Raw genomic sequence first — 25,756 nt, forward strand, 5'->3', positions numbered from 1 at the left:
CTGGTATACCCTGTTCCACTTATTTTTCCTTCAATACACTATGTAATCGATCCGGATAATTTGTAAACATTCCTGTAGCACCCCATTTGATTAACAGTCTCATATCTGGTTTCTCATTAATTGTATAAGGGTGAATTAACAGTCCATTTTTCCTAGCCATTTTCATATATGACTCATCAATAATTAGTTCCCCGTTATCATTACGTAAGTTTGGTCCAATACCAGCTGCATACTTTTTAATTTCTTGAAAATCATCATTTGTTACACTTTTCGGTTCCTGTGTAATGCCAGACCATTCAACAATTTCATTGTTTTCATTTGGATAATACCAAAGCAATTGAACTAATGGAATATTTTCATTCATACTATGAATCTTTTTCAAACTATCTTTACTAAATGATTGAATCATAACACGGCTAGAAGACATGTTTTGACCTACTAAATTATATTTTTGTAACAACGCCAACAATTTCTCTTCCATTCCTGGATACACATCTGGTGATTTTGTTTCAATATAATACTTCATACTTCTTCCATACTTTTGAAAAATTTCTTCAAGAGTTGGAACTTTTTGCCCAACATACTCATGCTTAGCCTTTTCTGGATACGCTTTATTAAACCATGATCCTGCATCTAAACTCTTTATTTCACTTAACGTTTTATCGCGTACTTCGCCTGTTCCATTTGTAGTGCGATCAACTGCTGTATCATGCATTGCAATTAATTGGCCATCCTTTGTTAATTGAATGTCTAACTCTAAATAATCCGCTTTCATTTTTTTCACTAAATCATAAGAAGCAAAAGTATGCTCAGGTGCATGTCCACTTGCTCCGCGATGTGCAATATTTAAAAACTTATTCGTATTCCATTCATGCTTTCCTTCTGCTTTCGCATGAACAGCTCCCCCAGCAAAGATACTTCCAGTCATAAAGAAAATAACTAAAACGCTAATAATCTTTCTCATTCTTCTAACCCTTCCTACGTTGCAAATTTCAACAAGCTAATGAGATTTACACGAAACAGAAGACACACTTTCATTATTTTTATAAACCTATATTAAAATTCCAATCTTACAAATATTTTCTATATTATTAATATAGAAAACTAGTATTATCCTATTTAATTTCTATAGCCCTCCTTTTCACATGTAACTCCCTATTTTGTACGGTTCATTCAATAAAAAAAGCCATAAATTATTTAGGCTACACTCCTGTATCCCTAAATAAATTTATGGCTTTTCTCAAATATCTCCGGCCTCTATTAACTTGTCGAATTTAATCATATCAAACCTATTGAAATTTGTGAATATTTTTTTCAGTGCAGTGAAGCACATAAAACAATATTTCCGTAGTTACTTAAAAATCACATAATAAATTTCCCATTACCTCGTCCAATACTATATCTGGATTTACTACCGCTTTTTCTGAACGCCATCCTATAAAGCCATCTGGTCTAATTAATACAGCACCTCCATTCTCTATACCATATAATTTGCTAAAAATATCTTCTGGAGCAATAAAGTCTCCACTTAAGCCAACACGATACCCTTTTATATTTATTCCTAATTTAGCTGAAACAGTATGTGCTGCCTCAGCCCAAGAACTATTTTCTACTCCTGTAAGTAATACAAAACTGTTACCGAATAAGTCTAATGTAGAAACTTTCTTCCCTTCATACGTTCCCCATAAATGTGGCGCTCGCGTTCCAGGTCTTCCGTTCAACTCTATGCTATCCATTCTATGTGGAGTGACTGAATTATTTATAATTGCCTCTGAACAATACTGATATCCAACTGTAACAGCTAAACCATCCATATTATTCAAACTGCCTTCCTCTCTATTCGCAGCACGAAACAGTAAACTACTTGCATAAGCTGTCGTTAATTTTGCAACAGAGTGTCTCTCTTCATGATATGTTTCTAACAATTTTGGTTTTGCCTTCCCTTTTATAACAGCCGCTAATTTCCAAGCTAAGTTATGCGCATCTTGTATTCCTGTATTTGAACCAAATCCGCCTGTTGGCGGCATAATATGTGCTGAATCTCCAACTAGAAAGACTCGATTTCCTTGAAATTTCATTGCTGTACTTTCGGCCGCTTCCCACGGTAAAACACTTAATATTTCTGACTCAACATTTGTACTTCCAATTGCTATTTCAATAATTTGTTTACAACGTTCCATCGTGAAATCCTCTGGTCCCTCTCCTTTTAATGGATCGTAGGCTACATGGTAAATCCATTTTTTTACGTTATCTACTGAGATCAGTGCACCAAGAACCTCTGGATGAAGTACCATAGAAAAACCGAATGCGTCTCCTTGTATAAACTCACTTAAGTCTGCTTCAAAATAAATATTCATATAATAGCCACCAATGGTTCCACGCCCCTCAGTTTTAATCCCTAACTGCTCACGTATTTTACTTTTCGCTCCATCTGCTGCAATTACATAGTCACAATGTATGACACTTTCTTTTTCTGTTTCACGATTTCGAATCTTTGCTTTTACCCCGTTTTCATTTTGTTCAAATGAAACTAATTCATGATAAAAAGATAGTTGCCCGCCTAATGTTTTCGCTTCTTGTAACATCATCTCTTCTAAAATAATTTGATAACATGCAGTTTGTTTTGATGGACTAATCTTTTCTATTTTTTGAAGTAACTCTTCATCGTTTCCGTATTGTGTCGCTCTCATTTGTTCCAATTCTTCTTTATTCGCCTCAGCTATTGTATGAACCGCTATTCTTCCTCGGCAGTTCTCTAATGCTTTACCTGCCAATTTAATTCTTTTTTCCAAGCCTAATTCTCGAAATAACTCCATTGTACGTAAAGTAAGACCGCCTGCTTTCGGATGAATGGCAGTAGAGGGATGCCTTTCAATAAGTAAGTACTCAATGTTATGTTTTGCAAGAAATAACGCAGACGCTAACCCAGATAATCCCCCTCCAACAATTAAAACTGGTACATAATTCGATTTCATATATTTCCCCTCCAAATCATTGTTCTGAGCTCAGTGACATAAATATAATCAAAAAAAACATTAAAATATAGACTTATATTTCATTTTGAATTATCATATAGATAGATTACGCCCCAAAATTCCTTTTACCTTTTCATACATCTATAATCCACCTGAATTGTGTCTGTATGAAAGTGTAAAACAAAAGAATGTACTTTACGTTGAACCATGTTCTATCGTAAAATTCAAAAATAATACAAACATTATAAGCGGTCGTAACCTTATGGATTATACAAGGTTACGACCGCTTATTTTATTGTTACATCATTTTTTGTTTTTAAAACCTCATCTATTGTGTTATGTAGTCCTTCCAATCCCTTTTCTATCTCCCTATAATTTTCAACAATAAAAAATTCATTCGTCTCGATTTTCTTTCTCAATATTGCACCTCATACAACAATCATGTAGCATTACCGTATCGAAGTAATGGTTCATCATCTTAAACCTTTCGACTAATTACCTGGAGGCAAAGTGATTGAAATGAATAAACAAGAACAATTAAATATTATAAAGAAAGATTTTATTGATTCTCAAAAAGTATTATTGGCAATTGGTGATGAAACGCGTCAAGCTATTTTATTAGTACTAATGGAAACGGAATGTCAAACAGGATTACGTGTAGGAGAAATCACGAAGCAAACACACCTTTCCCGTCCAGCAGTATCACATCACCTTAAGATTTTACGAGAAGCTGGCATTATTTTAATGAGAAAAGAAGGTACAAAGAATTTTTATTATATTGATATACGTACAAAATTAGGTTTATTAAAAAATCTTGTATTAGATATTGAGAAGCTATTGCAAAACTTTTATTAAAACTTGGAGGTATAAGAAATGAAAGCAATGATAATTGATAGATATGGAAAAGTCCCAATGCGTATGGCAGAGGTACCTACTCCTGAAATTAATGAGTATGAAGTGCTCGCAGAAATTCATGCAGCTAGTATTAACCCAATTGATTTTAAAATACGTGATGGAAAAGTTAAAATGTTACTGAAATATGAAATGCCTCTAATCCTTGGGAATGACTTTTCCGGTGTCATCACGAAGGTTGGATCAAAAGTGACTCGTTTTAAAGTCGGTGATGAAATATATGCTCGTCCAAGAAAAAATAAGATTGGTACTTTCGCGGAGTATATAGACATTCATGAAGATGATATTGCTTTAAAACCAAAAAATCTAAGTTTTGAGGAAGCGGCTTCGATTCCACTCGTTGGCTTAACTTCCTATCAAGCTTTACATGACATCATGCAATTACAAAAAGGACAAAAGATTTTAATTCACGCTGGATCCGGTGGTGTTGGTACTTTCGCTATTCAGCTAGCAAAAATAATGGGTGCTACTGTTACAACGACTGCTAGTGAAGCTGGTGCAAATTTAGTAACGTCTCTTGGCGCAGATGAAATTATTAATTACAAAACAGAAAAATTTGAAGATATACTAAAAAATTATGATGCGGTATTTGATACAATCGGCGGTGCAACACTTGAAAAATCATTCAATATTATAAAAAGCGGAGGAAACATTGTTTCCGTTTCAGGTATGCCGAATGCTCGCTTCGGTAAAGAATTTGGTTCAGGATTCTTTAAAACTCTCTTATTTTCATTAGCCAGCAAAAAACTTACTGCACTTGAAAAAAAGCATAATGCTCAATATTCATTTTTATTTATGAAGCCAAGCGGGGATCAATTACGTACTATTGCAAACTATATTGAAGCCGGAAAAATTAAACCGGTAATCGATCGAGTTTTCCCTTTTGAAGATGCGCAAAAAGCAATGGAATATTCAGAGTCTGGAAGAGCAAAAGGAAAAATAATTGTAAAAATTAAATAATAATAAAACCTCCATTTTCTTAAAATGGAGGTTTTAAATTTGCTGTTAAATAGACATAGTGCAATGAAGTCCTTACAATAGATTGCAAGGGGAAATATTATATTATACTTTTAGTTAACTTTACAAAGAATACATACGTACAAATACATAACTTAAAATACAAAAAGGAGGAGATACAATGACTAAAAATAATGAAACAGGTTGGAATTTAGATAATAGTTATACGACTTTACCACAATCATTTTATACAGAAATCCCCCCTACTCCCGTAAGCTCACCGGAGTTAGTTAAACTAAACCATTCATTAGCGATATCTCTTGGCTTGACCCCTGAAGAACTGAAAAAGGAAGCTGAAATTGCTATTTTCGCTGGTAATGCACTCCCAGAAGGAGCTCATCCATTAGCTCAAGCATATGCTGGCCATCAATTCGGACATTTTAATATGTTAGGCGACGGTCGTGCTCTTTTAATTGGCGAACAAATTACTCCTTCAGGTGAGCGTTTCGATATTCAACTGAAAGGTTCTGGCCCTACTCCCTATTCACGCCGAGGAGATGGCCGTGCTGCACTCGGTCCGATGCTACGTGAATATATTATTAGCGAAGCAATGTATGCACTCGATATTCCAACTACCCGCAGTTTAGCAGTTGTCACAACCGGTGAACCAACCTATCGTGAAACAAAGTTACCTGGAGCAATTTTAACTAGAGTAGCTAGTAGCCATATTCGCGTCGGTACATTTCAATATGCTGCAGCTCGTGGTTCAATAGAGGACCTGAAATCACTAGCTGACTATACGATAAAAAGGCATTACCCAGAAATTGAATCTCATGAAAACCAATATACTGCATTACTACAAGAAGTCATTAAAAGACAAGCCAGTCTTATCGCAAAATGGCAACTTGTTGGATTTATTCACGGCGTAATGAACACTGACAATATAACGATCAGTGGCGAAACAATTGATTACGGTCCTTGTGCATTTATGGACAATTACGACCAAGGAACTGTATTTAGCTCTATTGACACACAAGGTCGTTATGCATATGGAAATCAACCATATATGGCCGCATGGGATCTCGCACGACTAGCTGAATCTTTAATACCAATTCTGCACGAAGATGAAGAAGAAGCATTAAAAATCGCTCAAGACGAAATTTCGAAATTTAGCGTACAGTATGAAAAACAGTGGTTCCTTGGAATGAAAAAGAAATTAGGACTATTTAGCAACGAAGAACAAGATCACTCACTTATTGAGCAACTTTTAAAAATGATGGAGAAATATAAAGCGGATTACACAAATACATTCCGTTCATTAACTCTTGATGCTATCGAAAATACAGCTCTATTTGAAAGTCCTGAATTTAAAGAATGGTACAAACTGTGGCAATCTCGATTAGACAGACAAGAACAATCGAAAGAAAACGCCTACGAGATGATGAAAAATAATAACCCATCAATCATCCCGAGGAACCACCGTGTAGAAGAAGCATTAGAAGCAGCTGTTACAAATGACGACTATAGCGTAATGGAGAAACTTCTTGAAGCTTTATCAAACCCTTATGCGTATTCTACAGATCAAGAAGAATACTGCATTCCACCTGCACCGACGAATCGCCCTTATCGTACTTTTTGTGGCACTTGATTGTTTAATATGTAAAAAGATGCGTTCATATAAATTGTGTGAACGCACCTTTTTTATATCCCCCCACTCAACTAAAACTTTAAAATGCACATCCCCCGATGCCATTTCTTTAGTTCAAAACAAATTCTACACTATTCCAATAGACTTACTCGTAAGCTTGTTAAACAAATATTGAGAAATATAAAACATCATTTCTAAATATTTTTATTTTTGATACTATATTTTATAAGAATATTCAAAAAGTGAGGGGATTTCATGAACGTTCAACTACAAGGTAATGAACAAATTACAAAATTATTTAATGACTGGTATAGAGCTATGTTACAGCATCAAACTACCCATGCAACAAAAATAAAAAAAGATATTGAAAATACCATCTCTAATTCAGAAGAAAATACAAACCTACAATTGTATTATTCACTTTTTAATTTCAGATACAAAATTTTAACAGATGGTTTAAATATTAATAAAGATGATTTTAATAAAATTGATTCTTTCCCACTTCCAGAGAATGGGCTATTTTCTTATTATTATCATTTTTTTAAGGCTATTCACAATACAATTATTGGAAACTACAATGCAGCAAAACACCTTTTCGAGAACGCTAAAAAGCTGCTAATACACGTATCTGACGAACTAGAGAATGCTGAATTTAACTACCGCTTAGCTGCCTATTATTATCAAACATATCAACCACTAGTAGCAATCCAATCTGCAAATGAAGCTAAAGCGATTTTTTCAAAACATATAAACTGTGAAATTAATGTTGCTTTGTGTGATAACATCTTTGGTTTATCTTGTATTGATTTAAAACAGTTTGAACAAGCTGAAATTAGACTTGATTCAGCATTAAATATTCTACAGAAGTATTCAGAGGAGACTTTATCATTAAGAGTACGACATAATTTAGCTTGGCTATATGCAAGTCAAAACCTTTCAGAGTTAGCAATGCGTCATATTTCAGAGGTTACAACTAAGCAACCAAATCACTTTAAAGCACTTTTTGTTGAAGCACGTGAATACTACAAGCTTGGAGAATATACCCAGGCTAAAGAACTTATAAAAAAAGGATTAAACATCTCAAATAAACTAGAAAACAAAGAGTTTCAATATCGTTTCATGATTTTAAGAGAACTAAATAATAAAACTTCTATAAATGATTTAGAAATGATAATTTTGGAAGGAATTTCTTACTTTAAAACAGAAAACCTTTGGGAATGTATACAAGAGTACACTGATGTTCTAGCAAATATGTTTTATGAAAAAGAAGACCATATAAAAGCTAGTCAATACTTTTACATGGCCAATCAAGCAAGAAAAAAACATGAAGAAAAGGGAGCTTTGATATAATGAAAAAGATTAAATTGAGCATCATTGGCTTAGCTGTTATTAGCATCACAACTCTTGGGTTAAGCTTCACCTCAGAAACACCGAAAACACAGTTAGGATATGTAGCATTAAACATTGGGGACACCCCTGCACCACAAAGACCTGACCTTGTTCAATCCGTTGACGTAAGTAAAGACTACAACTCAACAACAACTGAAAAAGCACTTTAAAAAATGAAAGACCTTCAATTAAGAAGGTCTTTTTAAATACGCTTATTTAGAATATTTCTCTTTGATGTAGGCTTTATTTTCTCATCAACTCCGCAATCCTCTTACTCTCCTCACTACCAACTTTCTCAAGTTTCTCCACAACTAAATTCCGTCTCTCTACAGAATGATTTTGACTTAACTTCGCTTTTCCTTCTATTTTATTTATCTTTATTTTGAATCCAACTATTCCCTTACTTAATCCTGCCATATAATTCGGATCTACATCGTTTAATGAGTACGTGCTCTTTGAATCTTCATATGTATGTACTAATTCTTGAAGAGAGTCAATTAATTCCTGTTCATCCTCAACAATTTCTAATTCACCATATACATGCACTGCAACGTAATTCCATGTTGGTACTGCATTGTTTGTTTCATACCATAACGGAGAGATGTAACTATGTGGTCCTTGAAATATAGCTAGTACTTGCTGAGTCCCAATATCTTTCCACTGTTCATTCGGCCGTGCGAAGTGACCATGTAAAGTAAGGGTCTCCCTATTTAATAACAACGGCAAGTGCGTTGCATATGGTTCTCCGTTATGTTGAGAAAATAATGTCGCAAAGCTATTTTGTTCCATTATTTCGTACTTCATCTCTTCATCTTGTATTACGAAATATTTTGGTATGTACATAAGCTCCCTCTTTTCCGCTCTTTTCTATTTTATTTCCTATTATATTTAGTAACCGCATCAATCAACAGGGCCAGTTTGTATTTGTTTTATAATGGCAGCTTTCTATTTCAAAACAATAGGCAGCATGTATTCCATGCTACCTTAGTTTATTTTTTCTAATATATTTGTAATAAATACGGTCTTACCCTCAATATAACTAGATCGATTTTTCGACTCTCTTGCTAACTCTTCCTTCAAGTTTCCATACTCATTAGCTACTTCAGTATGTTCACGAAGGTAATCTCGAAACGCTATATGCCTTCTCAACTCTTCACTATTTTTATCACACACATATAAATGATGTTCCATCCAAACTGTATTTCCCTCGTTCCATGGAACGAACATATCCTTTCTTCCAAATGCCTCTCTTCCTTTAAAGCTCCATTCTAACTGATGATAGTACCCTATCTTCTCAAGTTTTTTTACTACCTCATGAAAAATTTCGTACTCTTCTATTACAACATCAATATCTAGTATTGGTTTTGATGCAAGCCCTTTAACAGATGTACTCCCAACATGTTCAATGGATAAAATGCTGTCTTCCATCACATCGTTAATGAGAGTTTGTAGCTTATTAAATTCACTTTCCCATTTGATGTTATATTCTTCGATAGTAATTCTCTGTTTCAACGTATCCCTCTCCTCAAAAGCAATTATAATCTTTGAATATGAGTATCCTTAAAATCCGTCTCATATTTCAATCCATATCCAAACATCCGATCCATTCCAATATGTGCTGTCCATATTAAGCCAATCATTATAACGGTATCTATCTTAAAATAGACACCTATTAGAACAATTAATATGGATATGATATATGTGTGAAATAAATTATAAATGTTAGCACCAACATAATTATTGATCCCATACGCTAACATAGATAAATCTGGCGCTAAAAGGAATACAAAAAATATAATCCAACTAAACTCATATATCGAATACATATAAATCGTGGCTAAAAATACAACCATTCCTTCGAAATGTACAATACGTTTTTGCATTATTTATCATTCCTATTTTTCTATATTTATTAATACATTTTCATCGCTGAAAGTATTCTTTGCATTTTTTAACCAGATGGTTGCTAATATTGGCCCTGCAATGTTATGCCATACTGCCGCTAATACACTTGGGAGTGCAGCACCAAAATGCAAAATACTTTCCAGCTATATTACTTATCGCTTCTAGTACTTTCATCCACTCAGCCCCTATCTTTTAATTGAAACACCTTATTCGGATTCAAAATATTTTGCGGATCAAGAGCTTTCTTTATTTTCTCCATTACACATAATGCCGCCCCATGTTCTTCTTCTTGATACTTTCGTTTTCCGATTCCAACGCCATGTTCTCCTGTACATGTTCCTCCTCGTTTAAGAGCATACTGAACGATACTTTCATTTATTTCGTCTGCCTTCTTTACTTCCTCTTTATCATTTGTATCAATCATTAAGAGTACATGGAAATTCCCATCCCCAACATGACCGAGAATACCGCCAATAAGCCCTACTTTATCTAATACCTCTTTCGCATGTTGAATCGCTCCAGCTAATTCCGAAATTGGCACACATACGTCTGTACTCATTAGCTTTTTACCAGGATAACTATGCACGTAAGAGTACGCTAAGTTATGTCTTGCATCCCACAGTTTATTTCTCGCTGCTGTTTCCATCTCAAACGCAATTTCTATACATTTATGATCAAGAACGATTTCTTTCGTAAATTCAATATCTTGCTTTAACCCTGCTTCATTGCCGTGAAACTCTAAAAACAGTGTCGGTTCTTCTCTGTAACTTGTTTCATTGTAATGATTTACTTGTTTCATAGATAATTCATCAACGAGTTCAATTCTCGCGATTGGAATACCTGCTTGTAATATGTTAATTACAGCTTCTACTGCATCATTTATAGTTTGAAACGATGCCCTCGCAGCCATAACATGTTCTGGTATACCGTATACTTTTAAAGTTAACTCCGTGAAACATCCAAGTGTTCCTTCTGAGCCTACGAAAATACCATTTAAATGATAACCTGATGATGACTTCGCCGCTAAATTCCCGGTATGTATTACTACTCCATCAGCAAGAACAACTTCTAAATCTCGAACTTGATCACGCATTACCCCATACTTTACCGCTGTCGTTCCGCTCGCATTTGTAGCAGCCATTCCTCCTAACGTTGCATCAGCTCCTGGGTCTACACTAAAAAATAATCCATACTTTTTCAATTCTTTATTAAGCTGAGAGCGCGTCACCCCTGGCTGTACTCTCACAAGAAAATCCTTTTCTCTTATTTCAAGTATTTTGTTCATAAGAGAAAAGTCCATTGTAATTCCTTTTTCGTAAGGGATTACATGTCCCTCTAAACTGGATCCTACTCCAAATGGAACGACAGCTGTTCCGTGCTGACTCGCTATTTTCATTATCGCGCTAACTTCTTCGGTTGTTTTTGGAAAAACAACTACATCAGGTAAACTACTACTATGGTAAGATTCATCTTTACTATGTAACTCTCGTACTGTCATATTTATTACTACTCGATCTTCAGGAAGTATGCCTTTTAATTCATTTACTACATGTTCAATTGTTATTTCCATAATCAACTCTCCTTTTTAATTTTAAAACAAGTATACCATCTTTATACTAAATAATTAGAAAAATAAGATTATTAAATTTGAACATACAAAAAAGAACCTGCAGCACACGCTACAAGTTCTTTTTTACTACATTTTAAACGATTTCTTTACTAACAACATAAACCAAATTAAAGTAACTGCCATCAACGAATGAGAAAACCCTACAATATAAGTTAACCCTTTAAAGTCAGCTCCATTTAACTGAAGAAGCCCTCTCGCTGCTAGCGAACCTAACATTAATGTTAATGCAATGTTATGTAAAACAAACCACTTATTAAACCCTTTCACTTCATGAAACGCGAATACTTTTGCTAATCCTAAAGCAATTAAAAAGAAGAAAAAGCCAAGTACAAGTGTATGTGTATGCAAAAGATTTAACAAAGTAGATCCTAAAATCCCTTTATACTTACCATACTCCCTAGCGAAAATCCCTGATAATAAACCGATAATCAAATACGTAAACGATGCATTATATAATTTCTTCATTATGTACCTCCTTGAGTAGAATGTGTAGTGTGTCATATTTAGTAATAATGATAGTTATATAGTAAAAACTCCTAGTCACCTAGGAGTCATTGTATAAGTATCTCACTCTTTACAATCAATCCTAATTATAAAATATCTCTCTATACAAAACAAACGAACTTTATGTGAACAAACACCCCCATTAAAATATGTTGCACTTTTGTTTTACACAATCCATACTAATTGTTATAACTTTTTAAAGGTGGTGTAATAATTGATAGTTCTTGAAACCGAACGTCTAAATCTTCGTTGGTTTGATATAAAAGACGCTTCTTTTATTCTTGAGTTAGTAAACGATCCTGCATGGATTCAGTTTATCGGTGACAAAGGGGTTAGAAACTTAGAAGATGCAAAAAATTATATTGTAAACGGTCCCATCGATATGTATAACAAACTCGGATTTGGCCTTTACTTAGTAGAACGAAAAGAAGATCTCACTCCACTTGGTATGTGTGGCCTTATTAAAAGAGATTCATTAGAAGACGTTGATATCGGATTTGCCTTTTTAGAAACATTCCGTTCAAAAGGATATGGCTACGAGTCAGCTTCTGCGATAATCGAATACGGTGTACAAAAGCTCGGCATGAAACGAATTGTAGCAATTACTTCTATAGATAACATTGCCTCAGGAAAGCTTTTAGAAAAAGTAGGATTACGATTTGAGAAAATCATTTCAGATTCAGGAGAAGATTTAAAATTATTTGGGTATAACGCATAGTAAAGAAGGTCGCCTTGAATGGCGACCTTTTTTACTACTTTACTGATCTCGTAATAATACTTTTAGTTACATTATAGTTTTGCAGTAATTCTTGTGATTACCACTATTCCTTTCATATCACATTTTTGGAAATTCATAGAAATAAAACTTTCACTTCTAAATAAATTATATTAATATATTAAATAAAGGAAGTGAAAATAAATGGGACAACCGCTATTTTTATTAGTTCTTCAATTCATTGCATTTATATTAATTATTTGTATCGTATATGGAATCTTGTACAATACCGTATTGAAATTAAATATGCCCAAATGGACTGCACATATAGTAGCTACGGTATTTTCACTTGGTATCGCCTATCAAGCTTTTATAAATTTCATTTGAATAACCTTTTTAGCAATTACTTCTATTGTTGATGCAGTAAAGCTTTTAGAAAAGCAGGATTGCAATTTGAGAAGATTATTTCAAAATCAGGAAACGTAGCCATTTTTTATAAAGTCTGTCCTGCGCAAAATAGTGAAGACGTTATTTTCGCTGAAAATGTGTTTGCATAACAAGAAATCAATTTAATTGATCCTGCAAAAATTGTATTTTAAATCAAAGATATGTAAAAAAATAAGCACATCCTGTTAAAAAACAGATGTGCTTATTTTTTAATTTCTATGCATTTTTACGTTTCAAGAAAATAACTCCACCAACAATTAACAGTAATGCGCCTGCAACCATAGAGATCCAACTTGTAAGATTAGTACCTGTTTGCGGTAACCATCCAATTTTAGATTGAATTTCTTGCTTAGGTTGTGGTTGTTCTTTTACTTGCTCGTTAGGCTGCTCTGGTGTTGGCGTATTTTTATCTGAATTTTGCTGTTCTGGTTTAGGTTGTTCCGGCTTTACCTCTTTAAATTTCACTGTTTGTCCCTTATCTTCAATTTCAGCGTGAATAGCTACTAATATATTATCTTGATACAGTTCTTCAAACACGACTACTTCTTTACCTTGTAATGCAGAAGCATTAAATGTGAAATCTAGTGTGATAGAACCATTTTTCTCTTTAGCAGTAAACTTAGATTCTACTGTTACTTCTTTACCATCAACTAATAATGGCTTGTTTGTTGCTTTATCCATTAGTTTGCCTTTTACAACGTACTCTTTACCCACAATTAAGTCTTTGTATTCCACTGTATCTTGGATTGTTACAGATTTAGAAGCGTCTAACTCTTTAGAACCATCAGCTTTGTTTGTTGCTGTCGTTTTTACTGATGGCTTAACGAACTTAACTGTTTGACCTTTATCATTGATATCAGCATGTGTCGTAACAACTTTTCCGTCTTTCAGTAACTCTTCAAATACTACTACTTCTTTTTCTTCTAAACCAGTTGCATCAAAAGTGAAATCTAGTGTAATAGAACCATTTGCTTCTTTTGGTGTAAACTTCGTTTCAGCAGTTACTTCTTTACCATTTACAACTAATGGTTTATTAGTCTCTTTATTCATTAATTTACCTTTTAAAGTATACTCTTTGCCTACTTGTAGGTCTTTGTATTCCACTTTATCTTGGATTGTTACAGACTTAGACGTGTGCATTTCTTTTGTACCATCTGTTTTATCAGTAGCTTTTGTTTCTATTGAAGGAATCTTTTCATCTTTGACAATGTGTTTAATGATTTGACCATTCTCTTTAATTTCAAAAGAGAACGTTTCTTCATTTAATACATAACCTTTTGGTGCAACAGTTTCTTTATATGTGTATTTTCCAAATGGTAACTTTTCAAATTTAGCGATTCCTTTATCGTCTGTTTTTCCTTTTACTACTTCTTTTCCTGCTTCGTTATAAATCGTAAATTCTGCATTTGGAAGCTTGTTATTTCCATCAGCTACATCTACCTTTGTAATTTCTAGATCACCTTTGATAAGATGATTAACTGCCAATAGCTCAATAATCTTTCCATTTTCCTTTATTTCGAACACAATCTGTTCTTTAACAAGAACGTAACCATTTGGAGAAGCCTTTTCTACAAATGAATATTTACCATACGCTAAATCTTTGACGTTAATCTCACCATTTTTATCTGTCTTATATTCCCCAACTACTTTTCCACTTGCATCTTTTAGCTCGAATGCTGCACCTTCTAATTTTTTACTAATATCTTCATTATCTACTTTTAGTAATTTTACACTACCTTTCACTTCGGTATTTTCCACTGTAAAAGTAAGTGTTTTATTGTGCTCTTTAATTTCAAAAGGATACTTTGTTTTATTTCCAATATATCCATTAGGTGTTTTTGTCTCTAAGAAATAATATTTACCATACGTAAGACCTTCAACGTTTGCAATTCCATTTTCTTTTGTTACTACTTTTTTCACTTCTTTTCCATCTTCAGTGAAGACTGTGAATTCAACATTTGGTAAAATCTTTCCTGAATCACTAAGCTTTTTAATTTCGATGCTACCTTTTACTTTGTTATTTACTATTTGGACAGCTCCTGTTTCTCCTGTCTTAACTTCAATAGTTTGTGGTTTATCATCTGAAACATAGCCTGTTGGTGCTTTAATTTCTTTTAATGTGTAAGTACCAATTGGTAAGTTGTTTAATTCTGCCATACCATCAGCACCAGTCGTGATTTTTCCGACTGATTCATTATTTACATTAAAGACCTCAAATACTGCACCAGCTAAAACTTCTCCATTTTCTCCAACCTTTTTAATTTTTAAAGAACCAGCTGCTTCCCAATTTACTGCAAGATCACTACTAAGCTTTTCTTCATTTCTCTCTAATAGTACTGTAGCATTCTGAACAGTATCCGTACCACGGTAAGCAATTGCTTGAACTTTAGTTAAATTAGCAGCTACACTTAAATTAAATTCACCCGTTTTTGTATTCTTAGGAATTTGGATACGAAATTTTTCTCCAACTGAAAGCTGATCTTTCACTTCTCCATTTTCACTTACAATTCTAACTCCATTAGGTGCATTTTTCGCTACTACCTTATAAGAACCACTCTTAGCATTTGTTTGTACTGAATATAGATTTGTTTCGAAGAATTCACCCTTTAATTCTGCTTTTTGCTTTTCAGCAGGAATCACATTCATAAAAACATCTTGAGTCTCTTCACTATTATTAGCATTACTAATAATAGCCTTAGCTGCTTTTTCAACATTTTTATTCTCATGTTTTAATTCATTTACATCGAGTTGACCTAATGCATTCCAAACCGCAAGTTGCGTTGCATAATGCGCTTCATTTTTATTAGCTACTCCCAGCTGTTCAGCACTTTTTTGCGGGAAACCATTTAATAAGACTCTATATACTACATTATCTGTTTTCCCCATTTCAGGAAGATTTTCACCATTTGGTGATTTTAATCCAAGGGTTAAGCAATAAGCAATTTGACCACTTGAATTTTTAATCATTTCAGTGCGAATGTACTTACCTAGACTATTACTATAACTCCAGTCCATTGAATATTTCTCATGCGTCATAACCTCTGCACTAGCCCTAGGTAAAAATACATTAAGGAATAATGCCAGTACTGATAATAATGTAAAAACTCTTATAATGACTCTCTTACCCAATTTTGTAACCTCCCTAGAATAAATTAATCCGAGTATATATCGCAATATCTAAAACATTCACGATCGACCCATTTATCATTATAAAACAATAAATTACAAATATTAAATAATTTTAATAAAATAGTCAAAAAATTTACACATTTTATTATTTATCAAGTTTTTTAACGAATTTACTATATACAAATTCTAAAACACGCCTACAATTTAAAAGACAAATATGTATGTTAAATATATAAATAGCAATTCCTTTACTCCAGTTATTAAGCTTTCCCCTATTAAAAATATCCTCTTCATTTTCTTGTTAACCTGAGTAACTTATACACCTCTTCTAATCTATTACACTCCTCCATTTAAATATAAAGGTGACTTCTCGTTCAAAGAATAAAGTGAAACTTTAATCCTCCCGATTCCCATCTAACTTCTTTGCTTTCATTGAATTTTTGGGCGTGAGTCTTACTGCCCCAAAATAGCGGGATACATTATGCAATATTGCATTTGATAATTATTTTCAGTGTAACTATAATGATTACAGGATTACTATTAATCCAATATTCTACATGGAGGTTTTATTATGTTTAAAAAAATTATTGTATCTTCTATGGCGCTTACTATGTTCGGTGGAGCTGCAACTATGCTAGAGGCACCTACTGCTCAAGCAGCTTCTTATAACTCAACGTCATCCTCTTACTTTGATGTCACTCCTGAAGAGGCCGTGGCTTTCTATCAATCTCAAGACTATAAAAAATTAAAAGTATTTTTGGATGACTTTGAAGCAAGAAACCCTTATACTCCAGGTGGAGGCTACGCTCAAGGGAGTGTACGTATGCAAAAATTCAACGATGCTCTTAGAGATGCAAAATTAACAAATGTCTATCAAGAATTTATTAGAATCTCATACTACAATCATTATCCAGAACCAAAATAATAACAACGGATTAAATGTTTATTATTTCTATAACTTAGCCTAATTTTAAATGTATAACCTAAAAATAATTACTAAAACCACTCATATAAGGGTGGTTTTTCTATTTCCCCATATAATTTAGCGGAATGTTACATCATCTTTATTTTAATATGTTTTATAGTAGACATTCTCTAGTTGACACAATCTAGTAGGTTAGCAATGGGAATATCAAAATATATTTATAATTATTTTCTGTTTAATAGCAAAAAACGAACACCCTCTCACAATTAGATAGGGTGCTCGTTTTCATTTTTATCGGTAATTCTCAATTCACTTTAGCTTCTTTCCAATAAGTAAAGATTAAATTAACTTAAAAACAAAGCGTTTTAAATTTAATTCGTAGATCTTACTGAAACTTGGAATTGCCCCTTAGAACCATCATCATTTGAAACGTAAATTTTATATGTTCCATTCGGCAATGGAGATAAAGCATTCCGTACATTTGTAACATTAATTTGTTGTTCTCCAGGTTTTATATAACCACCAACAATTAGCTCTGTATTTGGACCTTTTACACTATATCCCATTGTATTTTGACCATTATTTTTCATAGAAAAGCTTAAGTCAGTACTCCCATCATATACGAAAGAAGTTACAGCCTCGCCACTATAATCCATTGTTTGGGTTAATAATAAGTCTGCAGAAACATGTTCAACTACATGAATTGGATCATTCGTTTTGTGTACTTCTTCAGCATAAGTATTATTCCCTAACACACCAAGTGTTAATGCTGAAACTACTCCACAACTAAGCACTAGTTTATTTAACTTCATTTTAAGTTCCCCCTTGATGTTTGTATTCTATTACCATCATACATCCTTTTTTAAGTGCGTTTTTATGTAATAATTCATATCTATAAACCTATATATTTTAACTTTCCGCCTTAATAGTTATTGAGAAAGCCACATAGATAAAGCTATAATATTACACTTCATAAAAAACTTATAAATTTTAAAATCTTTTTCTAACAAAGTTTTATACGAGGAAGTACCAAAATACTCAAATAAATAGCATTTCTATTTCAGATAAAATGTACTAATAAAATTTTTCTAAAATTTCACTTTGTAATTTGATATATTCCATGTTAATATAACGAAGGCTACAAAACAGGAGTCACCACACATATCACTTTCACAGAATATTCATACTTAAAGAACCTTATTTTATCAGTAACTCAATCCCAATTTTACCTATACAAAAGTTAGTTTATAATTTCATATGCACATGAATTTAAATAGATTTTTTATCTATTATTTTTTCTATTTTCCTTATCGATTTTAATACGAGTAATATAACAGCACTTTTCAAGTACCCTTCCTTTTTAGATAAAAAGTCTACTAATACTAAACATCTTTGTCCAACTCATACATAATTCTACTTACAAACTATCGGAGATGCAAAACTATGGGAATTTCTACTCTTTTATTAAATACCTTTATTATAATAATTTGTATCCTTAGCTATCACGTACTCTGGCTAGAGTTTAAAGAAAAAATAACATGTAATAATATGTTATTTTCTATCCTTTCCTCCATTGCTATTATTTTTTGTATGACTTTTCCTTTTCATTTACATGTGGGATTTATTTATGATTTACGTTTTATTCCTATTATATTAGTTTTTCTATATGGAAATACAAAAAACATTGTTTTTATAGGAATTTTATATCTTTCTTACCGGTTTTACTTAGGAGGAAATGGCGTTCTTCCATCATTTATTATCTTCACTATTATTTTGGGTATAACAATGCTCTTTCGTTACTTATTACCTATGTATTTTAAAGAAAAAAAGATATTATTAAGCTTACTTCTTATTTTAGTATGTACAGCTTCACTTTCTATTTGCGGTATTGTAACTCAAATACATACAGGAGGTAAAATAGACTCTACTCTCATAGAATTTTTATTAAATTATATAGTCATTAATATTTTCACAGTATTATTATCAGTTTATTTTATAGAGGAAATGATTGAGAAATATAAAATGAAAGAAAAACTGCAACGGGCTGAAAAATTTTATATAGCTAGCGAACTAGCAGCGTCAATTGCACACGAAATCCACAACCCACTAACCACGGTACATGGATTCACTCAATTATTAAATGAAAAACATGCCTCTAAGCTATCTCAGGAGCAATACTTAGAAATCATGTTAATTGAAATGCAGCAAATACAATCTACTATTAATAACTATTTATCTTTAACCAAACCACAGAACACCCTAAAAGAGAAAATAGATATTAATCACATTTTAAATCAGGTGAAAGATACTATTTCACCACTCGCTCTGTCATACAAAGTTGAAATCAAACAAAATAGTACAGATTCCTTTTATATAAATGGGGACCCCGAAAAATTCAAACTCTGTCTAAACAACATCATCCAAAACGGAATTGAGGCTATGAAAAATGGTGGATTATTACAAATAAATATACAAAAAGTAAAAGAAAATATCATAATTGATATTATTGATTCAGGAATTGGGATGTCATCTCAACAAATAAAACGAATTGCTTTGCCATTCTATTCAACAACAGAAAAAGGAACTGGGCTTGGTACTATGATTGCTTATAGTATTATTAGAGAATTAAACGGAGATATAGAGATAGAGAGTGAATTAGGTAAAGGGACACGTTTTTCTATTAGTATCCCTTGCTAACGTGATAACAATTTTCTATTTAGTTAATTACATAAAAGGATCAGAGTATATCTATTGTTACAGATATACTCTGATCCTTTAGTTTAATTCAATTAAAAACACTTAATATTTATAACTTTTCTTACATCGTGATGAAATACTAGTTCATCGATTTCATCTCATTTACTGATTAGATTTGTTTAATGTAAATATAATATCTCGCGATACTTAATTTGTTATTATCATTAGGGACATTTCCTGCAGTTGTTTTTTCATTAAAGTACAGACCTTGTGCCATTCATTGAAAAAGACAACTCCCTTTTTACTACTTCACTTCCACCGTATAATTCCCTGTTCCACCACCATACTGATACACATGTAAATAATACTTCCCTGGATACGTGTAGTAACTACCTACTAGTTTATTCCCTTGTTGCTGAGCATACGTAACATAATTATTTAAATCTGCTGCAGAATAAAGTACCCAGTTCATTCCGATATTATTTTCATTCGTTACGTTAATTTGAAGGTTTTTAGCATTCTCCACATTAATTTCAAAGAAGTCACTTGTATCGCCATTTCCTAAACTAGCACGTAAAACTTGATTTAACTGCAGTTTGTTTGCTGTTTGGAATGAGTTATTCGGTTCTTTTTCTACACTGTTATCTTCTTTCTTTTGAACAGTTACAGTCGCTGTAGCAGTATTAGTTGCTCCTTTATCGTCTGTTACCGTTAATTTCGTCGTATACGTTCCTTCTTTTGTATATACGTGAGTTGGATTTTGCTCATTACTTACTGCTCCATCACCAAACTCCCATCTATACAAAGTAATTTTCCCGTCTTCATCTTTTGATCCGTCGCTTTTAAATGAAATTGCTTCATTTACATTTCCACTATACGGACCATTTATAACTGCAACTGGTGCTTTATTCTCTGCACCTTCTTCTGTATTAATACCGTGGAACACAACATCATATTCAAATTGTCCTGATGCATTCACGCGATAATTTACGAAGTATGCTGTTACTGTTTTATAGCCTGTCCATTCCTTTACACTTAAACGTTTTAACGTATCATTAACGTTTTGTGTAATTGTTTTCCAATCTTCGTATTCTCCTTTTGCTGCAGTTCCTGTATATGTTCCTTGTAGTGTGAATGTATTAAAGAACTGTGATTTATTTTTCTTCACTGATACATTTTTCAATTTTGCTTCCGCTGTTATTTCTGCTGCAATATCTGAAACTGGCTTCGATGCATGATTCGCTAAATAATCGTCTGATACTAATGGCACATTATACTTCTCACGATTATCAACTAGCATTTGCATATAGTCTTGATATTCTTTATTTAAATTCGCATCTTTACTTAATGTAGAGCGATATGCATCATATGCTGTTACATCATTTTTCCTAATAAGATCATGTATTTTATCGAACATATCATATCTCTTATTGTACATATACGATTGTAAAGCAAAGGAATAATTATAGAAATCCCACGTTCCATACTTTGCATTTAACGTTCGCTCTGCCGTATAACGCTCTGCTGGATTTGAAGATAATCCTCCTATAATACTCTTTCTCGGTACAACATTATCCGTTCTCGTTGCCCCTGCAAAAAATTCAGCATTTCCTTCTTCAAACCAAGATAATCTTTCATTTTCATATATTTTTCCTTGTCCCCATAACCCTGGTACTTCATATCTACCTTGTAAATAATGCGTGAACTCGTGCCGGAATAATTCTTCTAAACTATAAATACTTTCTTCTGGCGTACGCTCATAAGTAAAGAACGTACCTGTTCCTTCTATATAAAGACCACCGTTATTCGTTTCATAACCGTACAATTGACGATTAAATTGATATTCTGCTGGGCTATTATAAATAACCATCGTTAGTACATCATCAGGATTTCCATTTTCTAAAGGTTGATCACTTTCAACCGTACGATGGAATTGTGCCTTCACTTCTTTTGCCGCCCAATATAAACGTTTTACTTTTTCTTCTGTCACTTTATCTCCAGCTTTTAAAACAATTGCCCCATCATCAAACGTATACGTTTTTGGCAAATATTTTTTCTTTCCATCTTCTCTTATTTGATCTAAATTCACCACTTTACCATTTGCATCTTTTCCGCCATAATTCGTTGCGATTTGCTCAGCAGCTACGAAATATTGCTCCCCTAAATACGGATAAATTTTCATCGCATCTGTTACAACTTGTAACCCTTTCGTTCCTGTACTATGGAATGTACCGAGTCTACCTGTATAATAAATGCCATTATTAATAAGCCAACCGTTTTTTGCTGTAATCGTTCCCATTAATGCAAAACGACTTAGTTCATTAATATAACTATCTATTTTCTGATACCATACTGTATCTTTCGGTGCTTTCCTCGTATCGTACAAATACGATTGAATGTCGTAATCAACACCTTGCATAATATCGTAAATAGCATTTCCAGCTGAAAGATTATCTACTAATGTAGAAAAATTATCATTATATTGTTTGAAAATTTTTGCAGCTGATGTTATCGTTTCCACATCACTCGAAGCGTTTCCTATTAACTTTCCGTATGATGATACCACTCTATTTTGCTCTAATGTACCCAGCTTGAAATTTGAATTGTTAGCTATCGCTTTTAATGCAGGTAAGCATTTATCATGATAACTCCGTTCATTTAATTTACTAAGTTCCGAATTATAAAATCCTAAATAAAATCCTGAACGCAATACCTCCACTAATGTCTCAATCCCTTTTGAATCATCCTTCGTATAGGCTTGTCCTTGCTGCTTCAATTTATCAATAATCGCCTGCATCCTACTATCATTTTGATAGAATGCTAGACTGTCTGTATTAAACTGAAATAGCCCCGTAATTTGCTCCCAATCAATTGTTACAAGTAAATCTACTAACTGCTGATTGCTTAATTGATTTAATTCAGCAATTGTATAAGTTTTCGCTACAGCTAATTGCTTACTTTCTTTTTTCACCTCAGGTGGTCTTTGTGATAAATGGGCAAATTGTAACCTTTTCTCAAAAGACTTGCTTTCGAGCACTTTCGATGAATGAGCTAATTCTTGTACTGGTAGTTGTACACCGACTGGCTCCATTTTGAGCACATTTCGATAAGAAACTTGCTCTCCCTTAGTATCTTCTGCCAAACTGACCCCTTGAAAACTCCCTAACATTAAACTAGCAAAACTTACCCCTACTAACATTTTCTTTGAATAGCCTTTCATGCTCTCCCCTACCTTACATTTTTAGTGTCCCGCTCCATTATTTTACTATTTTCACTTTTTGTCCTGTATTGAGAAAAAATAAGGTAACGTTCACACATGTATCCATTCCATGTAAAATTAACGCTTGACTTTCCGTGCATTTTATATCAAAAAAGATAGATAATAGCAAAATTTCTGCTACATCTATCCTCGTTTTCAACACTATGATTTTAACTTTATAAACGTAACTTCCGGTAATGTTTGCATATGCTGAATAAACTCATTCTTTTCTTCTGACGATATATTTTTCAGCTGCATTCCTACCTTATAAACAGTTTCTGTACCTTGCTGTGAAGCTTCCACCTCATATGAGAGTATTGGGATGCCTTTCACTTGTAGTGTTTCTAATATTTGTTGTATCGCTTCATGTTTATTTACAAACATTTGCACTGTTATATTTTGTGGAAATAGAAATTGCACCTTAAAAATACGACTTACAATTTCTAAACCAATTAAAACGAGAATCGTCGCTCCAATGCCTACTACATACATTCCCGCTCCAATTGCTAATCCTATACCGGCAGTAGCCCATAAACCAGCCGCGGTCGTTAATCCTTTCACCGCCTGCTTTTGAATAATAATTGTGCCTGCACCTAAAAAACCAACTCCACTAACGACTTGTGCTGCAATCCGACTTGGGTCTAGAGACGTATGCTCTTCATACACAATATCTGAAAAGGCATATTTCGAAACAACCATTATTAACGCACTTCCTACCGCTACGAGGAAATGAGTCTTTAATCCAGCTTCTTTCGATCGAATTTCTCTTTCAATACCAATCATTGCTCCTAACAAGCCAGCAACACCGATTCGTATAATAAAATCAAAATCTACACTCACGGGCACTTCCCCCTTTCATTCATTATAGATAGATAAAACAAAAATTATCACAAACATCCATTTATCACCATGAAAGAATACCACTAAAATACACTTAATACTCCGACTGTTTTATGTTAATATTTTAAATATTAACATAAAATAAATAACTCCTGATTTTAAACCTTCACTAATTTTCTAAAAAACCAAAGGTGGATTGCATGAAATTAGGTTGAGAAATTTAAGAAAACGCTTTCATTTTGTTTCATAATTTTTTATAAAAAATACATAAATAAAGGAGCTTACTAACAATGAACGTCTCGTTACTTACACCTACTACTGATTTACAAGAAGAATACTTAGATTTCTATAACGAATGGAAAGATAGCGGCGAAACAATGATCCCGTGGGTTATCTCAAAAAATCCTGCCAACTTCCCAGCTATGGTTCAAGAACTTCTCGATGCGCATAACGGAATAAATATCCCTGAAACTTGGGTACCAGACTCTACATATTGGCTTGTTACAGATGAAAATAAAATTGTGGAAGCTGTTAATATACGTCATAGTTTAACCAAACATTTATTTAACGCTGGCGGTCATATTGGTTATGGCATTCGCCCTTCTGAAAGAAGAAAAGGTTATGCTACGAAGTTACTAGCATTATCATTAGAAAAAACGAAGGAATTAGACATCACGAAAGTACTTGTCGTTTGCGACGCAGTGAATACCGCTTCTGAAAAAACGATTTTACATAACGGTGGGCTTCGTGATGATGATTTCACTGAGGAAGATGGGAATGTAGTAAGAAGATATTGGATTGAGCTATGAATGATCACAAATAAGCGAGAAAGTGATTATACACTTTCTCGCTTATTTTACACTGCTTCTATTTCAAACTGCACTGTAATACCACTTGGATCTACCACCACAAACCCATTTGTAGTTTCATTTATTTCATGTTGTTTTTCTATTAATCTTTCTTTCACTTCATCTAACGCTTCTTTATACGGTAGTACAATCGTATACACCTTTAGTCCAGTTGCATGTACTGGTGGGTGTGGGTTGTTTACTCCGTTCCACGTATTTGCACCAATATGGTGATGATATCCCCCTGCTGAAATAAATAAGCAATCCTCTTCACGCTGTTGTACTTCAAAACCTACTGTTTCCACATAAAATTTATGTGATTTCTCTACATCAGCTATTCGTAAATGTACGTGCCCAACGACAGTATTAGCAGGCAAACCATCAAACTCATAATCAACCAGTGTTGCCAATTCTTTTAAATCAAGTGGTGTACTTCCTCCTGGCCCTTCTCCCCATCGTTCGCGCGGACGGTCTGCATAAATTTCAATACCATTCCCCTCTAAATCTTGCAAATAAAAAGCTTCGCTATATGTATGATCACTTGCACTATTAAACCTTGAAATTGGTAAAATTTCATTTGAATATGTATAACGCCCTTCTTGCTCATCCGGGCTGTCAATTACATTCTTATTACGAAGAACCCCAAATAGCGCAGAAGCAAAAGCTTCACGAGTCGGAACTAAAAAGGCTACATGATATATACCAGTCGTACGCGGTTCTTGCAGTACCCCGTCCTCTAACCTTTCAAGAACAAGTAACGCGTTCTTTCCACCTTTTCCAGATAAATATGCTTTATTCCCCTCTTGCTTAATTACCTCTAATCCTACAACATTCTCATAAAAAGCAATTTGACGCTCTAAATCTTTCACTTTAAATTCAACATGACCAATACGTGTTTTCGGATGAATTTGTACCATGAATAACTTCATCTCCTTATCCCTATATTTTCCCATTACATATAACCGTTACTATGAAG

General features: G+C 33.4%; 23 protein-coding genes and 1 pseudogene. 10 read left to right on the forward strand and 14 right to left on the reverse strand.

The window, feature by feature from the left end:
- Nucleotides 1–19 precede the first annotated feature (19 nt).
- The 3 genes from ACTFO4_RS19840 to ACTFO4_RS19850 all read right to left on the reverse strand — a co-directional run bounded on the left by ACTFO4_RS19840 (nucleotide 20) and on the right by ACTFO4_RS19850 (nucleotide 3,394).
- A complete protein-coding gene (locus tag ACTFO4_RS19840) occupies nucleotides 20–964 on the reverse strand; it encodes a glycerophosphodiester phosphodiesterase (RefSeq protein WP_001226333.1) in 945 nt (314 codons plus the stop codon).
- 391 nt (nucleotides 965–1,355) lie between these two features.
- Nucleotides 1,356–2,975, reverse strand: a complete 1,620-nt coding sequence (locus ACTFO4_RS19845) for an FAD-dependent oxidoreductase (protein ID WP_017673137.1) — start codon at nucleotides 2,973–2,975, stop codon at nucleotides 1,356–1,358.
- Between the two features lie 287 nt (nucleotides 2,976–3,262).
- Complete coding sequence (locus ACTFO4_RS19850; RefSeq protein ID WP_001227549.1) at nucleotides 3,263–3,394, reverse strand: hypothetical protein; 132 nt, start codon at nucleotides 3,392–3,394, stop codon at nucleotides 3,263–3,265.
- 91 nt (nucleotides 3,395–3,485) lie between these two features.
- On the opposite strand from ACTFO4_RS19850, the gene ACTFO4_RS19855 reads away from it, so the two are divergent.
- The 5 genes from ACTFO4_RS19855 (at nucleotide 3,486) to ACTFO4_RS19875 (ending at nucleotide 8,051) form a co-directional block, all read left to right on the forward strand.
- Nucleotides 3,486–3,830, forward strand: coding sequence for an ArsR/SmtB family transcription factor (locus tag ACTFO4_RS19855; protein ID WP_000571870.1), 345 nt, complete (start codon nucleotides 3,486–3,488; stop codon nucleotides 3,828–3,830).
- 18 nt (nucleotides 3,831–3,848) lie between these two features.
- Nucleotides 3,849–4,847 (forward strand): NADP-dependent oxidoreductase, encoded by a 999-nt coding sequence (locus tag ACTFO4_RS19860; RefSeq protein WP_061457549.1) that lies wholly within the window; start codon nucleotides 3,849–3,851, stop codon nucleotides 4,845–4,847.
- 178 nt (nucleotides 4,848–5,025) lie between these two features.
- Nucleotides 5,026–6,492, forward strand: a complete 1,467-nt coding sequence (locus tag ACTFO4_RS19865) for a protein adenylyltransferase SelO (protein ID WP_000164915.1) — start codon at nucleotides 5,026–5,028, stop codon at nucleotides 6,490–6,492.
- A 255-nt stretch (nucleotides 6,493–6,747) separates the two neighbouring features.
- A complete protein-coding gene (locus ACTFO4_RS19870) occupies nucleotides 6,748–7,842 on the forward strand; it encodes a hypothetical protein (protein ID WP_001102733.1) in 1,095 nt (364 codons plus the stop codon).
- Entirely contained in the window at nucleotides 7,842–8,051 is a 210-nt protein-coding gene (locus tag ACTFO4_RS19875) for a hypothetical protein (RefSeq protein WP_000721431.1), read from the forward strand. Before ACTFO4_RS19870 ends, ACTFO4_RS19875 begins: the two co-directional genes overlap by 1 nt.
- Nucleotides 8,052–8,124: 73 nt before the next feature.
- Here ACTFO4_RS19875 and ACTFO4_RS19880 read toward each other — a convergent pair whose 3' ends face one another.
- The 6 genes and pseudogenes from ACTFO4_RS19880 to ACTFO4_RS19905 all read right to left on the reverse strand — a co-directional run bounded on the left by ACTFO4_RS19880 (nucleotide 8,125) and on the right by ACTFO4_RS19905 (nucleotide 11,881).
- Nucleotides 8,125–8,724 (reverse strand): FMN-binding negative transcriptional regulator, encoded by a 600-nt coding sequence (locus tag ACTFO4_RS19880; protein ID WP_000275839.1) that lies wholly within the window; start codon nucleotides 8,722–8,724, stop codon nucleotides 8,125–8,127.
- A gap of 141 nt (nucleotides 8,725–8,865) precedes the next feature.
- Nucleotides 8,866–9,393, reverse strand: a complete 528-nt coding sequence (locus tag ACTFO4_RS19885; protein WP_000813613.1) for a GrpB family protein — start codon at nucleotides 9,391–9,393, stop codon at nucleotides 8,866–8,868.
- Between the two features lie 23 nt (nucleotides 9,394–9,416).
- On the reverse strand, nucleotides 9,417–9,764 hold the full coding sequence (locus ACTFO4_RS19890; RefSeq protein ID WP_017673138.1) for a DUF4260 domain-containing protein: 348 nt from the start codon (nucleotides 9,762–9,764) through the stop codon (nucleotides 9,417–9,419).
- A 12-nt stretch (nucleotides 9,765–9,776) separates the two neighbouring features.
- Nucleotides 9,777–9,914 (reverse strand): annotated as a pseudogene (locus ACTFO4_RS19895) (bile acid:sodium symporter family protein); the annotation flags it as partial.
- A 50-nt stretch (nucleotides 9,915–9,964) separates the two neighbouring features.
- The gene (locus ACTFO4_RS19900; protein WP_017673139.1) at nucleotides 9,965–11,356 is read right to left on the reverse strand and encodes an FAD-binding oxidoreductase; all 1,392 of its coding nucleotides are present in this window, start codon (nucleotides 11,354–11,356) and stop codon (nucleotides 9,965–9,967) included.
- A 126-nt stretch (nucleotides 11,357–11,482) separates the two neighbouring features.
- Nucleotides 11,483–11,881, reverse strand: coding sequence for a DUF2871 family protein (locus ACTFO4_RS19905; RefSeq protein ID WP_000737893.1), 399 nt, complete (start codon nucleotides 11,879–11,881; stop codon nucleotides 11,483–11,485).
- Nucleotides 11,882–12,134: 253 nt separating this feature from the next.
- On the opposite strand from ACTFO4_RS19905, the gene ACTFO4_RS19910 reads away from it, so the two are divergent.
- A complete protein-coding gene (locus ACTFO4_RS19910) occupies nucleotides 12,135–12,638 on the forward strand; it encodes a GNAT family N-acetyltransferase (RefSeq protein ID WP_000636213.1) in 504 nt (167 codons plus the stop codon).
- Between the two features lie 201 nt (nucleotides 12,639–12,839).
- Nucleotides 12,840–13,022 (forward strand): hypothetical protein, encoded by a 183-nt coding sequence (locus ACTFO4_RS19915; RefSeq protein ID WP_000531430.1) that lies wholly within the window; start codon nucleotides 12,840–12,842, stop codon nucleotides 13,020–13,022.
- A 276-nt stretch (nucleotides 13,023–13,298) separates the two neighbouring features.
- Here the strand turns inward: ACTFO4_RS19915 and ACTFO4_RS19920 are convergent, their stop codons facing one another.
- Nucleotides 13,299–16,211 carry a SpaA isopeptide-forming pilin-related protein gene (locus ACTFO4_RS19920; protein ID WP_326234624.1) on the reverse strand — a complete coding sequence of 971 codons (2,913 nt, stop codon included), beginning with the start codon at nucleotides 16,209–16,211 and terminating at the stop codon, nucleotides 13,299–13,301.
- A 571-nt stretch (nucleotides 16,212–16,782) separates the two neighbouring features.
- Here ACTFO4_RS19920 and ACTFO4_RS19925 point away from each other — a divergent pair.
- Complete coding sequence (locus ACTFO4_RS19925; protein WP_000473483.1) at nucleotides 16,783–17,136, forward strand: hypothetical protein; 354 nt, start codon at nucleotides 16,783–16,785, stop codon at nucleotides 17,134–17,136.
- Nucleotides 17,137–17,507: 371 nt separating this feature from the next.
- Here ACTFO4_RS19925 and ACTFO4_RS19930 read toward each other — a convergent pair whose 3' ends face one another.
- Entirely contained in the window at nucleotides 17,508–17,948 is a 441-nt protein-coding gene (locus tag ACTFO4_RS19930; protein ID WP_098772033.1) for a hypothetical protein, read from the reverse strand.
- A gap of 631 nt (nucleotides 17,949–18,579) precedes the next feature.
- On the opposite strand from ACTFO4_RS19930, the gene ACTFO4_RS19935 reads away from it, so the two are divergent.
- Nucleotides 18,580–19,833: an ATP-binding protein gene (locus ACTFO4_RS19935; RefSeq protein ID WP_098772034.1), complete on the forward strand. Its 1,254-nt coding sequence runs from the start codon at nucleotides 18,580–18,582 to the stop codon at nucleotides 19,831–19,833.
- A gap of 304 nt (nucleotides 19,834–20,137) precedes the next feature.
- Here the strand turns inward: ACTFO4_RS19935 and colA are convergent, their stop codons facing one another.
- Together colA and ACTFO4_RS19945 are read right to left on the reverse strand one after the other, a co-directional pair.
- Entirely contained in the window at nucleotides 20,138–23,053 is a 2,916-nt protein-coding gene (colA, locus tag ACTFO4_RS19940) for a collagenase ColA (protein ID WP_098772035.1), read from the reverse strand.
- 201 nt (nucleotides 23,054–23,254) lie between these two features.
- Entirely contained in the window at nucleotides 23,255–23,932 is a 678-nt protein-coding gene (locus ACTFO4_RS19945) for an MgtC/SapB family protein (RefSeq protein WP_000109728.1), read from the reverse strand.
- 290 nt (nucleotides 23,933–24,222) lie between these two features.
- On the opposite strand from ACTFO4_RS19945, the gene ACTFO4_RS19950 reads away from it, so the two are divergent.
- Nucleotides 24,223–24,741, forward strand: a complete 519-nt coding sequence (locus tag ACTFO4_RS19950; RefSeq protein ID WP_061457558.1) for a GNAT family N-acetyltransferase — start codon at nucleotides 24,223–24,225, stop codon at nucleotides 24,739–24,741.
- A 47-nt stretch (nucleotides 24,742–24,788) separates the two neighbouring features.
- Here the strand turns inward: ACTFO4_RS19950 and ACTFO4_RS19955 are convergent, their stop codons facing one another.
- On the reverse strand, nucleotides 24,789–25,697 hold the full coding sequence (locus ACTFO4_RS19955; RefSeq protein ID WP_017673143.1) for a VOC family protein: 909 nt from the start codon (nucleotides 25,695–25,697) through the stop codon (nucleotides 24,789–24,791).
- Nucleotides 25,698–25,756 lie beyond the last annotated feature (59 nt).

It is taken from the genome of Bacillus cereus group sp. MYBKT14-1 (assembly GCF_051915185.1).
Lineage (GTDB): Bacteria > Bacillota > Bacilli > Bacillales > Bacillaceae_G > Bacillus_A > Bacillus_A cereus.

What these genes read in the sequence shown, in the direction of transcription:
- ACTFO4_RS19840 (WP_001226333.1), bottom strand. Translation starts at nt 964, where the DNA reads ATGAGAAAGATTATTAGCGTTTTAGTTATTTTCTTTATGACTGGAAGT.
- ACTFO4_RS19845 (WP_017673137.1), bottom strand. Translation starts at nt 2,975, where the DNA reads ATGAAATCGAATTATGTACCAGTTTTAATTGTTGGAGGGGGATTATCT.
- ACTFO4_RS19860 (WP_061457549.1), top strand. Translation starts at nt 3,849, where the DNA reads ATGAAAGCAATGATAATTGATAGATATGGAAAAGTCCCAATGCGTATG.
- ACTFO4_RS19865 (WP_000164915.1), top strand. Translation starts at nt 5,026, where the DNA reads ATGACTAAAAATAATGAAACAGGTTGGAATTTAGATAATAGTTATACG.
- ACTFO4_RS19870 (WP_001102733.1), top strand. Translation starts at nt 6,748, where the DNA reads ATGAACGTTCAACTACAAGGTAATGAACAAATTACAAAATTATTTAAT.
- ACTFO4_RS19875 (WP_000721431.1), top strand. Translation starts at nt 7,842, where the DNA reads ATGAAAAAGATTAAATTGAGCATCATTGGCTTAGCTGTTATTAGCATC.
- ACTFO4_RS19880 (WP_000275839.1), bottom strand. Translation starts at nt 8,724, where the DNA reads ATGTACATACCAAAATATTTCGTAATACAAGATGAAGAGATGAAGTAC.
- ACTFO4_RS19890 (WP_017673138.1), bottom strand. Translation starts at nt 9,764, where the DNA reads ATGCAAAAACGTATTGTACATTTCGAAGGAATGGTTGTATTTTTAGCC.
- ACTFO4_RS19900 (WP_017673139.1), bottom strand. Translation starts at nt 11,356, where the DNA reads ATGGAAATAACAATTGAACATGTAGTAAATGAATTAAAAGGCATACTT.
- ACTFO4_RS19905 (WP_000737893.1), bottom strand. Translation starts at nt 11,881, where the DNA reads ATGAAGAAATTATATAATGCATCGTTTACGTATTTGATTATCGGTTTA.
- ACTFO4_RS19915 (WP_000531430.1), top strand. Translation starts at nt 12,840, where the DNA reads ATGGGACAACCGCTATTTTTATTAGTTCTTCAATTCATTGCATTTATA.
- ACTFO4_RS19925 (WP_000473483.1), top strand. Translation starts at nt 16,783, where the DNA reads ATGTTTAAAAAAATTATTGTATCTTCTATGGCGCTTACTATGTTCGGT.
- ACTFO4_RS19930 (WP_098772033.1), bottom strand. Translation starts at nt 17,948, where the DNA reads ATGAAGTTAAATAAACTAGTGCTTAGTTGTGGAGTAGTTTCAGCATTA.
- ACTFO4_RS19935 (WP_098772034.1), top strand. Translation starts at nt 18,580, where the DNA reads ATGGGAATTTCTACTCTTTTATTAAATACCTTTATTATAATAATTTGT.
- colA (WP_098772035.1), bottom strand. Translation starts at nt 23,053, where the DNA reads ATGAAAGGCTATTCAAAGAAAATGTTAGTAGGGGTAAGTTTTGCTAGT.
- ACTFO4_RS19950 (WP_061457558.1), top strand. Translation starts at nt 24,223, where the DNA reads ATGAACGTCTCGTTACTTACACCTACTACTGATTTACAAGAAGAATAC.
- ACTFO4_RS19955 (WP_017673143.1), bottom strand. Translation starts at nt 25,697, where the DNA reads ATGGTACAAATTCATCCGAAAACACGTATTGGTCATGTTGAATTTAAA.